The organism is Nocardia sp. NPDC050413 (assembly GCF_040655475.1).
GTDB classification, from domain to species: Bacteria; Actinomycetota; Actinomycetes; order Mycobacteriales; family Mycobacteriaceae; genus Nocardia; species Nocardia coubleae.
The window spans coordinates 71,467-84,321 of the sequence record NZ_JBFAJZ010000001.1 but is presented as its reverse complement, the minus strand read 5'-3'; the positions used below and the strand labels follow the sequence as shown (position 1 = coordinate 84,321).

Below are 12,855 nucleotides of genomic sequence, written 5' to 3'. Positions count from 1 at the left end.
TCGACCCGTGAAATCCGAGGTCACCGGTTCCGGCGTGATGGTGCGTCCGGTGTCGGCGCGGTCGGCGCTGATCCGCATCCTCATCGCGGCCGACTCGCCGACGATGACGTCACAGCAGATCTGCGCCGCCACGACCGCGGCGGGTTACCCGGAGGCCACCGTGCGCGTCGCGGTGTCCCGGATGGTCGCGGCCGGTGAGCTCGTGCGCGCGCGTCGCGTCTACACCATCGCCCCACACCTGCGTGCCCGGCGCGTAGACCTTCTCGCGCCCCGGACGCTGCCCTGGCACGGGGATTGGGAACAGGTCATCATCACCGCGACGGGACGACCCGCCGCCGACCGCGCCGCACTGCGCGCGACACTGCTCTCGCTGCGCCTCGCCGAACTCCGTGAAGGTGTGTGGATGCGCCCGGCCAACCTCGCGCGCGACCTGCCCGACGACCTCGGCGACACCACGATCGTCCTGCGCACCCGTGCCGTGGACGACCCGGTCTCGCTGTGTGCTCGGCTGTGGCCGCTGACCGACATCGACCACCGCGCCCGTGGGCTGCTCGAAGCCATCGAAACCGCCGACCCCGCCGCCCGGTTCACGACGGTATGCGCCGGCCTCGACCTGCTCACCACCGACCCCGCGCTGCCCACCGAACTGCGGCCCGCCGACTGGGCCGTCGACGCACTGCGCGAGACGACGACGGCTTATCTCGGCTGGTTCCAGGAACTGAGCCGCGGCACCGAGGACTGACAACGACCTCACCCACGAAGAATTCGTGCTCTGCCACGACGGCATCAGTGGTCCGGCACAAGTCCGCAGCGGTTCGCCTGTGAATTCGGCGATGTAGGCCGAGAATGCCCATGAGCGCACCGCGGGAAAGAGGCACCCATGGCAGACAAGCAGGTACCGACCGGACGACTGTCACGCAGCGCACGGCTCGGCCGGTTGGCCGCGGGGCAGGCGGCCCGCGGCCTCGGTACCCGGCTGGCGATGGTCGGGCGAACCGAACAGGCGCGCCGCACACTCGCCGAACGCTCGACACTGCAAGCCGCACAGCAGATCGTCACCGTGCTCGGTGGGATGAAGGGCGCGGCGATGAAGTTGGGGCAGATGGCCTCGGTGCTGGATCTGGACATGATCCCGGAGGAGCACCGCGAGATGTTCCGCACGAAACTGGCGAAGCTGCGCGACAGCGCACCCGAGGTGCCGTTCGCGCAGATGCGCGCGGTGATCGAACAGGATCTCGGGCGGCTGAGCCGGGTGTTCGCCGACTTCGACCCGGAACCGGTTGCGGCGGCCTCGATCGGCCAGGTGTATCGCGCCCGGCTGCGCGACGGGCGGATGGTCGCGGTGAAGGTGAAGTATCCCGGCGTGGATCGGGCGGTGCACGCCGATATGCGCAATCTCGAATTCTTCAGCGGCCTGTGGAAATCGTTTCTGCCCTCGGCCGCCGACACCGAGGTGCTCGCCGAGATCTCCGGCAATATCGTCGCCGAACTGGACTACCGGCGCGAGGCGGCCAATCAGCATCGGGTCGCCGCACGCTACCGGGACCACCCGTTCATCCTGGTCCCCGACGCCGTCGAGGAGTTCTGTGGCGACAATGTGCTGGTCACCGAATTCGTCGAGGGCATCTCGTTCGACGACATCCGCCGCCTGCCCGCCGCGCGCCGGGATCACATCGGTGAGCTGGTGTACCGCTTCTACATCACCGGCATGTTCCGCGACGGCGAGTACTGCGCCGACCCGCATCCGGGCAATGTGCTGCTCGCCGACGACGGCCGGGTCGGTTTCGTCGACTTCGGGCTGTACAACACGATCGAGCGCGCCGACCTGGATTTCGAGCGGCAGGTGATCCGCGCGGCTCACCGCTTCGACAGCGACGAGGTGTTCCGGCGCTGGTCCGAGCGCGGCATCATCGCCCCCGACTCGCCGGTGACGCCCCGGTCGGTGCTCGAATACGTGTGGGCCGCCTCGGGCTGGCATCTGCTCGACGAGGAGATCACCCTCACCCCCGAGATCGCCACCAGCGCGGTCGTGCTCGCCACCGACCCGCGCGCGGCGCAGCGGCGCGAGGTCCGCCACCTACTGCTCCCGCCCGAGCACGTATTCTCCCGCCGCGCCGACCTTTTCACCCTCACCGCGCTCGGCCAGCTCGAGGCGACCCGGAACTGGCACGACCTGGCGCGCGAATGGCTCTACGACGAACCGCCGGTGACCGAGGTCGGCCGGGAGATCGAGGCCTGGCGGCACACGGTCACCAATGCCTGAGGTGTTTCGTGAAATACCACAATGCGGATGGTTTTCCGGCACAAGAAGCGGAACATAGGCCGTACCGGGCGCGGGGCTCGCGCCTACGTTCGCTCGATGTTCCCGGCACGGCTCGGCGTTCGCACCAGAATTCTCGCGATCGCGCTCATTCCCAGTCTCACCCTGCTCGGTCTCGGCATGTTCACCGCGGGCGATCTGGTGCGCGACAGCGCTCGGGTCCGGCAGTGGATCGACGACCTGGAGCAGATCCGGCCCGCCGCCTCCGAACTCGGCGCCGCCGCCCAGGTCGAGCGGGTGCTCTCACTGCGCAAGCTCACCACCGGCGAGATCGTGCCGGAGTTGGTCTCGGCGCGGGCGCGGGTCGACCGCGGGTTCGAGGCCCTGGTACGCGCGGATGCTCGCAGGCACGAACCGTCTCCGTACATCCCGGCCGCGCACGCGAAGTTCCAGGAGACCATCACGAAGGTACGGGCCGGCATCGATGGGCGCGCGCTCGGTCCGGTCGAGGTGTACCAGTACTTCAACGGACCGTTCACGTTGTTCCACACCGGTTTCCGGCGCGCACAGCAGGTGGCACCGGACCCGCTGTTCGCCACGCGGATCTCCGAGGCCGTGCGGTTGCTCGCCGCGACCGAGGCGATGTCGCGGGGCAATGCGATCGGTGTCGCGCTCTGGGGTTCGGACGGGCGGGCGTTCCCGCTCGAAGACTTCACCACCCAGGTGGGCTTCTACAAGGCCGAGATCACCAACCTGATCGCCGAATTCGGTGAGCCACGCAACCAGCTGCTCACCGAGATCGTGGCTTCCGATGCGTGGCAACAGCTTTCGACGATGGAGGCGGCGCTCGCCGAACGGCTCGCGTCCCACGAACGGACCCGGACACCGGAGCTGCCACTCTCGCTTCAGCAGTGGCAGGATGCCGCCGCCGAGGTGAACACGACGCTCTTCGCCGCCTACTCCGAGCATCTCGACCGAGCCCGTGGCAGTGCCGTCGAGGCCGCGCAACGCACCGAACGGTCCGCGTGGGTGGCGGGGGCCGTCGTGCTGGTGGGCAGTGTGGTCGCCATGCTGATCGCGGTGGTGCTGGCCGACCGCATCATCCGCAGGTTGCGGCGGCTGCGCGATGCCACGCTCGAGGTGGCCGACACCGAACTGCCCAAGGCCATCCGGCGGGCGAAAGCAGGCGAGCGCACCGAACTCGCGCCCATCCTCGACTTCGGCAGTGACGAGATCGGTGAAGTGGCAACCGCTTTCGAGCAGGCCGCGACCGTGGCGGTGGGGGCGGCGGTCGAGGAGGCGCGCACCAGGGAGGGGGTGCGCTCGGTATTCGTCAATATCGCCCATCGCAGTCAGGTGGTGGTGCACCGTCAGCTCGAGATCCTCGACGAGGCCGAGAGCAAGCAGCAGGACCCGCACCTGCTCGAGGTGTACTTCCAGCTCGATCACCTGGCGACCCGCGCACGACGCAATGCCGAGAACCTGCTGATCCTCGGCGGCAGCAGGCCCGGGCGACGGTGGAGCACACCGGTGCCGCTGCTCGATGTGCTGCGCAGCGCGGTGGGTGAGACGAAAGAGTATGTGCGTGTGCGGGTCGGCGCCGTACCCGAGGCGCGGCTGTACGGCGCGGCGGTGGCCGACCTGATCCACCTGATCGCCGAACTCGTCGACAACGCGACCGCCTTCTCTCCACCCGCGACGACGGTCGATGTCAGCGCGGGTGTCGTCGGTAAGGGCCTGGCGGTCGAGGTCGCCGATCAGGGGATCGGCCTTACCGAAGCCGAATTCGAGCGGTACAACTCCTTGCTCGCCGCCCCGCCGGATTTCGGGTTCGCGGCGTTGTCGCGCGATTCGCGCATGGGTTTGTTCGTGGTCGCGCAGCTCGCGAGCACCCACGCGGTGTCGGTGCGGTTGGCCGAGTCACCGTACGGCGGGGTGCGCGCCATCGTGGTCATTCCCGGCACCCTCGTCGACGGCCTCGAAGCGGCGCTCGCCGGCGAACGGAAGGTCGCTCGGTGAACCCCGCCGACTTCGTGGGCGGAGCCGACTACGCACCTCGGTGCGCAGAGATACGCAGTTCTACCGATGCCCCGGCGTGCTGCGCCCGGCACGCTCGACGAATGCCACATCGGACACCCTCCGGAACCGCCCTTCTGAGCAGATCGGCACCGGAATCGACGATCGACCGCCTGGTAAGGACGGCTTTCACCGATGGCCCTGCCGGGCGAAACACGCTGCGCCCACAGCAGATCCGCAACATCGGGCTGGTCTGCCTCGATCTGATCGGGGCCACGAGCTCCGGGTCGGCCACGGCCGTCCCGCTCGCTCGTCTCGAACACGCCACCGTCGAATGGGCACGCGACGGCATCGGGGTGGAGGCGATCCTGCGTGCCCTGCACCGCTGTGCGCGCATCGCCGTCGATCTGACCGGAGCCGAGATCGATGTGGTCGACCTGCTCGAGCACACCGCCACGACGGTCGCGAGCGCCTACGTGCGGTACACGCTGGAACTCGCGGGCCGCTCCGAACACGCCAAAGACGCACTGGCACACCAGGTCATCGCGGGCACCCACTCGCGCGCCGTGGCCCGCGACTGCGGCATCGAACTGGCCGACGAGTACTGGGTGCTTGCACTGAGCATCGCGGGCGAACCGACGGACGGGCCCGCCGACGGCGTCGACGAGCGAGTCCGTGCCCGCCGCGCCATCACCCGCATGCGCGCCGAACTCGACCGTCGCTGCGACGGTGAGTGCCTGGTCGCCCTGTCCACGCGCGGAGGCACCGCACTGGTGCCGAGCCACACCGACGCCGACATCGACGTCGTGGCGGCCGCGCTCACCCGCGCCGCCGGTCGGCAGGTGACGGTGACGGTCGTGCCGGCCGCCCTCGACGAGGTGGCCGACGCGACCGAGTGCGCGCACGAACTGCTCGAGATCGTCCGGCGGCTCGGCCGCCGGGGCGGCGTGCACCGGTTCAGCGATTACGCGCTCGAATACCAGCTCACCCGGCCCGGTCCCGCCCGCGACCACCTCGCGACCGTGCTCGAGCCGCTGACCGGGCACCCCGAACTCCTCGAAACGCTGCGCTGCCACGTCGCCAACAACCTGAACCGGCGCCGCACCGCAACCATGCTGCACCTGCACACCAACTCGATCGACTACCGCATCAAGCGCATCGCCGAACTCACCGGCTACGACGCCACCCGGTGCGCCGATCTGTGGTACCTGCGCTCCGCGCTCGTGGTGTCGGGATTGCACGATCCGGCCGCGTAATACCGCGGCACCGTAGGAAAGGACAACGATGTTTTTCCGATGCACAACCCTGGCGGCGGTCGCGGTGACCGGTCTGCTGGCGGCCGCGCCCGCGGTGGCGAGTCCACCGTCGGCCGGGTCGTCCGGTTCGTCGCAGGTGGCCGACCCGGTGGGCGCCGTGACGGTCGACAAGTGGGCCGACCACACGGTGTACCGTCCCGCCGAGCTCGGCACGACCCGTCATCCGGTGGTGCTCTGGGGCAACGGCACCGGCGCCGGACCGGGCGTCTACGCCGACACGCTGCTGAAGCCCTGGGCCGCAGCGGGTTTCATCGTCGTCGCCGCGAACACCACGATGGCGAACTCGGGTGCCGAGATGCTGGCGGGCGGGCGGGAACTGCTGCGGCGCAACGACACACCGGGCAACGCGTACACCGGCAAGGTGGCCACCGATCAGGTGGCGGCCGCAGGGCATTCCCAGGGCGGGGCGGGCGCCGTCAACGCGGGCGCCGACGCGATGGTGCGCACCGTGCTCGCCCTGCAACCCGGCCCGCTGGCGGCTCCCGGAAAGATGGTCGGGCCCGCGCTGTTCCTGGCCGGGGAGGCCGACCGCATCGTCGACGCCGACGGCATCGTCATGCCCCTGTTCGAGAAGGCCGACCAGGTACCCGCGATCTTCGCCGAACTCGGTGGTGCCGGCCACCTGGTCTGGGGGCGATACGCGGAGGTGATGGCCGACTGGCTGAAGTACCAACTGCTCGGTGACACCGTCGCGAAGGCCCGTTTCCTCGGTGCCGAGTGCGGCCTGTGCACCGACGTCGCGTGGACGAGAGTTCTGCACAACGCGAAGGCGCAAGCGCTGAGCTGAGTGCGGACATCAGCGAATTCGTGCCGCTCCCGGGACGACGGCTGAGTACGATCGCCGATACCGATCACACCCGTGAGCCGGATCGACAGCACGTGTCGTCCGGTACGACCCGAGACGGCAGATGGTTCGAAGCACGCTCGATCCGGCGGCGACCAGCTACCTCGGCCGCGATGCCGAGGTAGCCGCGGTGCGCGCCCTGCTCGACGACGGCTGCCTGGTCTCCATCACCGGCCAGGGCGGACTCGGCAAGACCCGCCTGGCACGCAAGGTCGCCGGGCAGCTCGCCGCCGACTACGACGACGGCGTCTACTTCGTGGAACTGTCCGGGCTGCGCCACGATCACGAGGTCGGCACAGCGGTGGCAGCGGCACTCAGATTGCGGATCAAAGCCGGCGAGTCGGCGACCGAACGGGTACTCGACCATCTGGTTCGCCGGGCACCGCTGCTTGTCCTCGACAACTGCGAACATCTGCTCGACGGCTGCGCCGACCTCGTCATCCAGATGCTCGCGACCTGCCCCGGGGTGACCCTGCTCGTCACCAGCAGGCAGACACTCAGCGTGGCGGGCGAGCAGGTCTACCGGCTCCCGCCACTGGCCGTGCCACCACCGGAGCTCGACGATCCCGCCCGGATCGCCGAATACCCGGCGGTGGCCCTGCTCGTCGACCGGGCGAGGGCGGTGCGCGCCGATTTCCGGATCACCGAGTCGAACGCCGCCGCCATCGCCCACCTGTGCCGATTGCTCGACGGCATCCCACTGGCGATCGAACTGGCGGCGGCCCGGCACCGCTCGCTGTCACCCGCACAGGTCATCGACCGCTGGTCGTGCGGGCTGACGCTGCCGACGGCCTGGACGCACGGCGTGCCCGACCGGCACCAGACGCTGCGCAACACGGTCGACTGGAGCTACCGGTTGTGCACCGACGACGAGAAGCAGGTGTGGGCGCGCCTGTCGATCTTCCAGGACTGGTTCGAGCTGGAAGCCGCCGAATATGTCTGCGCCGACACGCGTTCGGTCGCGCCGGTGGTGTCGATCGTCGATTCGCTGGTCGACAAGTCGATCCTGGAACGGCGCGGCGACGACATCACGCACTACCGCTTGTTGCGGCCGGTGCGCGAGTTCGGCGCCGAGAAGCTGACCGAGGAGGGTGCGACCGAGGTCGTCGCCCGCAGGCATCGGGACTGGTTCCGGGACGTGATTCTGCTGGCCGACAAGGAGTTCTTCAGCAAGAAGCAGTTCGAACACGTCCGTCGATTGCAGGTCTGCCAACCCGATCTGCGATTGGCGCTCGAATGGTCGCTCGAGACGCCGGGCGAGGCCGAGACCGCGCTCGAGATGGCGGCTTGCGTCGACGAGTTCTGGCGGATGGCAGGCTCGGATCAGCTCGTGAAGGTCTGGTTGCAGCGTGCGCTGCACGCGGTGCCGCATTCGCCGCACGCGGGGCGCGGCTGGGCGGTACTCGCCCTGCATTCGATCTGGATGACCGATCGTGACAGCGCCTATCGCGAACTCGATCAAGCCGATCGGGAGGCGGCGCGCTCCGGCGACCCGGTCCTGATCGCCCTCGCGAAGGCCGCACGGTCCGCCGCGGCCAAGATCGACCTGGACAACGAGAGAGCGGCCGCCCTCGCCTGGGAGGCCACCCACACGCTGCGTAGCCACGGACACCTGCGTGAGTCGATGGGGGCGTGGAACATCTACGCGCTGGCGACCGCCGCCGCCGACCCCACCGGTCGTCTCCAGGAGTTACGCGAGGCGGTGCGGATCTGCGAGGAGCACGGCGACTACTACTATCGCGGGCTCTACCTGTTCGCCATCTCGCTGATCGAAGTGATGCTCGGCAATCCCGACGCGGCCGAGCGAGCCGGACACACCGCCCTGCGGATCTCGCGCCGATGGGGCAGCAGATTCGGCGACGCCTATCACGTGGAAGCACTGGCGTGGGTGGCCTCGGCCCGCAACCAGCACCTGCGCGCGGCCACCCTGTTCGGTGTCGCCGCGTCCGCGTGGGAGCAGCTGGGTTCCGATCCCGACGTCATCCTCGTGCGCCCGCACACGCTCTTTCGCGACGCGTCGATCCAGGCACTGGGTGGCGACCGTTTCGAAACCGCGTTCCTGGCCGGGCAGGCCATGCCGATCGACGAGGCCTTCGAGTTCGCGCTGACCCCGCACCGTGAACCGGCGACTCGCCATCCTGTCGACATCGCGCCGCTGACCCCGCGCGAGTACGAGGTGGCGACCCTGATCGCCACCGGGCTGACGAACAAGGAGATCGCCGCCCGCCTCGTCATCGCACCCCGCACCGCCGACACGCACGTGGGCAACATCCTCACCAAGCTCGGCTCGTCGAACCGAGCCCAGATCGCCACCTGGGTCGCCACCCGCGGCGCGCACGCCGACTGAGGCTCCCTACTTCCGGAAGACCTCCGACAGCAGGGCCGACAGCGTCCGGCGTTGTTCCGCGTCGAGCCGCTCGAGACCCGTGCGCGTGCGGTGCATGTTCGCGCGGATCGCGTCGGCGACCTGCTCACCTTCCGGGGTGATGACGAGGTTGGTGACGCGCCGATCGGCGGCGCTGGTCTCCCGGCGCACGAGCCCACGCTTCTCGAGCCGATTGATGATGCCGGTGATGTTGGAGGCATCGCAGTACATGGTCTCGGCCAGCCTTCGCATGGCGATGGGCCCATGGCGCAGCACGGTGAGCGTCTTGGCCTGGATCGCGGTGAGCTGCTCGCCGGCCGCGGCGGCGGTGAAATCTCCGTAATACACGCCGAGCGACACCGCCAACAGCTCCAGGAGCTGGTCGGGATCGTCTCGGAGAGGCTCTGACATGGCTCAAGACTAGCGCCAGAAACTTGACGACCTCAAATATCTCCGCCTACGGTGGCGACATTGCTTGAAGTTCTCAACATTCGACATTCTCAAGTAAGTATGTTAGGAGCATTCATGACCGTCACCGTGTCCGACGCCGCCCGTGCGACGCAGGCCCTGTCACGACCCATCACACTGAACGGCCTGACCGTTCCCAACCGGATCGCCATGGCCCCGATGACCCGCATGTTCTCCCCCGGCGGCATCCCCGGTGACGACGTGGCTTCCTACTACGCCCGCCGGGCCGCGGCAGGCGTCGGCCTGATCGTCACCGAGGGAACCTACATCGGTCACGAGTCGGCGGGACAGAGCGATCGCGTCCCGCGTTTCCACGGCGAGGCCCAGCTGGCCGGGTGGGCGAAGGTCGCCGCCGACGTGCACGCGGCGGGTGGCACCATCGTCCCGCAGCTGTGGCACATCGGCATGGTGCGCAACCACGGTGATGCGCCCTACCCCGACGCCCCGGCCATGGGTCCCTCCGGCATTCGCGTCGACGGCACCGAGGGCGCGGGCCACGCCATGACCCAGCGCGACCTCGACGACGTGATCGCCGCGTTCGCCGACGCCGCCGCGGCCGCCGAACGCCTCGGATTCGACGGTGTGGAACTCCACGGCGCCCACGGCTATCTCCTCGACCAGTTCCTGTGGTCACGCACGAATCGCCGCACCGACGCCTACGGCGGGGACGCGGTGGCCCGGACCAGGTTCGTCGCCGAGGTCGTCCAAGCCGTGCGCGCCGTCGTCTCGCCGACCTTCCCGGTGATCCTGCGCTATTCGCAGTGGAAGCAGGACGCCTACGACGGGCGTCTGGCGCAGACGCCCCAGGAGTTGGCGGCGATCCTCGCCCCGCTGGCCGAGGCAGGTGTCGATGTCTTCCATGCCTCGACCCGCCGCTACTGGCTCCCCGAATTCGACGGCTCCGACCTGAATCTGGCCGGCTGGACCAAGCAGCTCACCGGTAAGCCGGTGATCACCGTCGGCTCGGTCGGCCTCGACGGCGACTTCCTGAACGCCTTCCGTGGGCACGGCGCCGAACTGGGCAGCATCGACAATCTGCTCGAACGGATGGAACGCGACGAGGTCGACATGGTCGCTGTGGGACGTGCGTTGCTCCAGGATCCCGAGTGGGCGCGCAAGGTCCTCGACGGACGCTTCGACGAACTGAAGCCCTTCGACCCCGCCGCCCAGAAGACCCTCAGCTGAGCGGTCACAGCACCTGCGCCAGGTAGGGGGCGGTTCGGCTGTCCGGCGCGGCCGCGACGTGTTTCGGGGAGCCCTCGGCGACGATCCGGCCGCCGCGGGCGCCGCCGTCGGGGCCCATGTCGATCACGTGATCGGACTGCGCGACCACGATCATGTCGTGTTCGGCGACCACCACGGTCGCGCCGGAGTCGACGAGCGAATCGAGTTGGGCGAGCAGCACTTCGGTGTCGGCGGGGTGCAGCCCGGTGGTCGGCTCGTCCAGCAGGTACAGCGTGCCCGCGCGGCGGGTGCGTTGCAGTTCGGTGGCCAGCTTCACCCGCTGGGCTTCGCCACCGGACAGTTCGGTGGCGGGCTGGCCGAGCCGCAGGTAGCCGAGCCCGACATCGAGGAGCGTGTGGAGCGCGCGGTGCACCGCGGGCACGTCGGCGAAGAACGGTTCGGCCTGTTCGACGGTCATGTCGAGCACTCCGGCGATCGTCGTGTCCCGGTAGGTGATCTCGAGGGTTTCGGGGTTGTAGCGGGCGCCGTGGCAGTCCGGGCATGGGGTGTAGGTACTGGGCAGGAAGAGCAGTTCCACGGTGATATATCCCTCGCCCTGACAGGTCGGGCAGCGGCCTTCGGCGACGTTGAAGGAGAAGCGGCCGATACCGTAACCGCGCGCCCGTGCCGCGGGGGTATCGGCGAAGAGGCCCCGGACGGTGTCGAACAGCCCGGTGTAGGTGGCGAGGTTGGAACGCGGGGTGCGCCCGATCGGCGCCTGATCCACCTCGACCACCCGGTTGACGGCGGGATCTGCTTCGGCGCCCGCCGAAATCGCCCGCAGCAGACTGGTTTTGCCCGCGCCCGACACCCCGGTGACGGCGGTGAAAACCCCCAGCGGCAGGTCGACGTCGACGCCGCGCACGTTGTTGATCTCGACCCCACGCAACTCCAGCGTGCCGGTTCGCACGCGTGGCACCCGCGGTTCGCGCGACACCTCGTCGAACAGGTAGCGCCGGGTCACCGAATCGGGGACCGCACGCAGACCGGCCACCGCTCCGCTGTAGAGCACCCGTCCCCCGTTGACGCCGGCTCCCGGACCGACATCGACCACCCAGTCGGCGTGGCGCACCACATCCATGTCGTGTTCGACGAGAAGGACACTGTTGCCGGACTTTTCGAGTCTGCGCAGAACGGTCGTGAGCGCGGCGGTGTCGGCGGGGTGCAGCCCGGCCGAGGGTTCGTCCAGCACGTAGACGACGCCGAACAGCCCCGACCGCAACTGCCCGGCCAACCGCAGGCGCTGCAACTCGCCACCCGAGAGGGTGGGACTTTCCCGGTCGATGCCGAGGTAGCCGAGGCCGAGTTCGATCAGCACGTCCAGCCGTGACGTGAGGTCCTGGGTGAGTACGGCCACGGCGCCGGTGCCGGTGGTGTAGGGCCGTAGCACCTCGGCCAGTTCGTGCAGCGGCAGTTCGCCGAGTTCGGCGATGTTGTAACCGGCGAAGGTCACCGCCAGCGATTCGGGCTTGAGCCGGTGTCCATGGCACAGCGGGCACACGGTGGTGTGCAGGAATTCCGCGGCCTTGGCCCGGGTCTTCTCGCTCTTGGATTCGGCATGTGCCTTGAGCAGCAGCCGACGGGCGCTGCTGAAGGTGTCCTGGTAGGGGCGGTGGATGCGGTGGGCCTCACGCTCGGGATGCACGGTGACGACGGGTTGTTCGTCGCTGAACAGGATCCACTCACGCTCGGCCGCGTCGAGTTCGCGCCAGGGGCGGTCGATGTCGTAACCCAGCGCGGCGACCACATCGCGCAGATTCTTGCCCTGCCAGGCGCCGGGCCACGACGCGATCGCCCCCGCCCTGATGCTCAGCGACGGGTCGGGCACCATCGATTCCTCGGTGGCTTCGTGGATCACGCCCTGTCCGTGGCAGCGCGGACACGCGCCCTCGACGGTGTTGGGCGAGAAGGCATCCGAGTACAACCGGTTGGTTCCCGCCGGATAGTGTCCGGGTCCGGTCCGCGCGGGCCCCTCCGGGTAGTCGCCTTCGCGCGACATCAACAGCCGCAGCGTGTTCGACAGTGCACTCACCGTGCCGACGGTGGACCGGGACGACGGCGTGGACCGGCGCTGGGCCAGCGCCACCGTCGGCGGCATCCCCGAAACCTCGTCCACATCGGGCGCTTCGACCTGGTTCAGCAACCGCCGGGCATACGGCGCGACCGACTCCAGGTACCGGCGCTGCGATTCGGCATAGAGCGTCCCGAAGGCCAGCGAGGACTTCCCCGAGCCCGACACACCGGTGAACGCGACCAAGGCATTACGCGGCAGGTCGACATCGACATCGCGCAGATTGTGGACCCGGGCACCACGCACCCGAACCGAAGAATCGATCTCGCGCGAATCCACAGCTATCGACCC

General features: G+C 69.0%; 9 protein-coding genes. 7 read left to right on the top strand and 2 right to left on the bottom strand.

Annotated elements, in window-relative coordinates; all coding sequences use genetic code 11:
• Window positions 1-7: 7 nt before the first annotated feature.
• From AB0I19_RS00425 to AB0I19_RS00400, 6 genes are all read left to right on the top strand, one after another.
• Window positions 8-742, top strand: a complete 735-nt coding sequence (locus AB0I19_RS00425) for a PaaX domain-containing protein, C- domain protein (RefSeq protein ID WP_357142928.1) — start codon at window positions 8-10, stop codon at window positions 740-742.
• A 138-nt stretch (window positions 743-880) separates the two neighbouring features.
• Window positions 881-2,263 (top strand): AarF/ABC1/UbiB kinase family protein, encoded by a 1,383-nt coding sequence (locus AB0I19_RS00420; protein ID WP_357142926.1) that lies wholly within the window; start codon window positions 881-883, stop codon window positions 2,261-2,263.
• Window positions 2,264-2,359: 96 nt separating this feature from the next.
• The gene (locus tag AB0I19_RS00415) at window positions 2,360-4,279 is read left to right on the top strand and encodes a nitrate- and nitrite sensing domain-containing protein (RefSeq protein ID WP_357142924.1); all 1,920 of its coding nucleotides are present in this window, start codon (window positions 2,360-2,362) and stop codon (window positions 4,277-4,279) included.
• A gap of 101 nt (window positions 4,280-4,380) precedes the next feature.
• Window positions 4,381-5,532 (top strand): helix-turn-helix domain-containing protein, encoded by a 1,152-nt coding sequence (locus AB0I19_RS00410; RefSeq protein ID WP_357142922.1) that lies wholly within the window; start codon window positions 4,381-4,383, stop codon window positions 5,530-5,532.
• A gap of 28 nt (window positions 5,533-5,560) precedes the next feature.
• Window positions 5,561-6,379, top strand: coding sequence for an acetylxylan esterase (locus AB0I19_RS00405; protein WP_357142920.1), 819 nt, complete (start codon window positions 5,561-5,563; stop codon window positions 6,377-6,379).
• Between the two features lie 121 nt (window positions 6,380-6,500).
• Window positions 6,501-8,783: a LuxR C-terminal-related transcriptional regulator gene (locus AB0I19_RS00400; protein ID WP_357142918.1), complete on the top strand. Its 2,283-nt coding sequence runs from the start codon at window positions 6,501-6,503 to the stop codon at window positions 8,781-8,783.
• A gap of 6 nt (window positions 8,784-8,789) precedes the next feature.
• Here AB0I19_RS00400 and AB0I19_RS00395 read toward each other — a convergent pair whose 3' ends face one another.
• On the bottom strand, window positions 8,790-9,212 hold the full coding sequence (locus AB0I19_RS00395; protein WP_357142916.1) for a MarR family transcriptional regulator: 423 nt from the start codon (window positions 9,210-9,212) through the stop codon (window positions 8,790-8,792).
• Between the two features lie 114 nt (window positions 9,213-9,326).
• Here AB0I19_RS00395 and AB0I19_RS00390 point away from each other — a divergent pair, with 114 nt between their 5' ends.
• Window positions 9,327-10,454, top strand: a complete 1,128-nt coding sequence (locus tag AB0I19_RS00390; RefSeq protein WP_357142914.1) for an NADH:flavin oxidoreductase — start codon at window positions 9,327-9,329, stop codon at window positions 10,452-10,454.
• A 4-nt stretch (window positions 10,455-10,458) separates the two neighbouring features.
• On the opposite strand, the gene AB0I19_RS00385 is transcribed toward AB0I19_RS00390, so the two are convergent.
• Complete coding sequence (locus AB0I19_RS00385; protein ID WP_357142912.1) at window positions 10,459-12,843, bottom strand: excinuclease ABC subunit UvrA; 2,385 nt, start codon at window positions 12,841-12,843, stop codon at window positions 10,459-10,461.
• Window positions 12,844-12,855: the final 12 nt, after the last annotated feature.

What these genes read in the sequence shown, in the direction of transcription:
- AB0I19_RS00390 (WP_357142914.1), top strand. Translation starts at nt 9,327, where the DNA reads ATGACCGTCACCGTGTCCGACGCCGCCCGTGCGACGCAGGCCCTGTCA.
- AB0I19_RS00400 (WP_357142918.1), top strand. Translation starts at nt 6,501, where the DNA reads ATGGTTCGAAGCACGCTCGATCCGGCGGCGACCAGCTACCTCGGCCGC.
- AB0I19_RS00395 (WP_357142916.1), bottom strand. Translation starts at nt 9,212, where the DNA reads ATGTCAGAGCCTCTCCGAGACGATCCCGACCAGCTCCTGGAGCTGTTG.
- AB0I19_RS00420 (WP_357142926.1), top strand. Translation starts at nt 881, where the DNA reads ATGGCAGACAAGCAGGTACCGACCGGACGACTGTCACGCAGCGCACGG.
- AB0I19_RS00415 (WP_357142924.1), top strand. Translation starts at nt 2,360, where the DNA reads ATGTTCCCGGCACGGCTCGGCGTTCGCACCAGAATTCTCGCGATCGCG.
- AB0I19_RS00410 (WP_357142922.1), top strand. Translation starts at nt 4,381, where the DNA reads ATGCCACATCGGACACCCTCCGGAACCGCCCTTCTGAGCAGATCGGCA.
- AB0I19_RS00405 (WP_357142920.1), top strand. Translation starts at nt 5,561, where the DNA reads ATGTTTTTCCGATGCACAACCCTGGCGGCGGTCGCGGTGACCGGTCTG.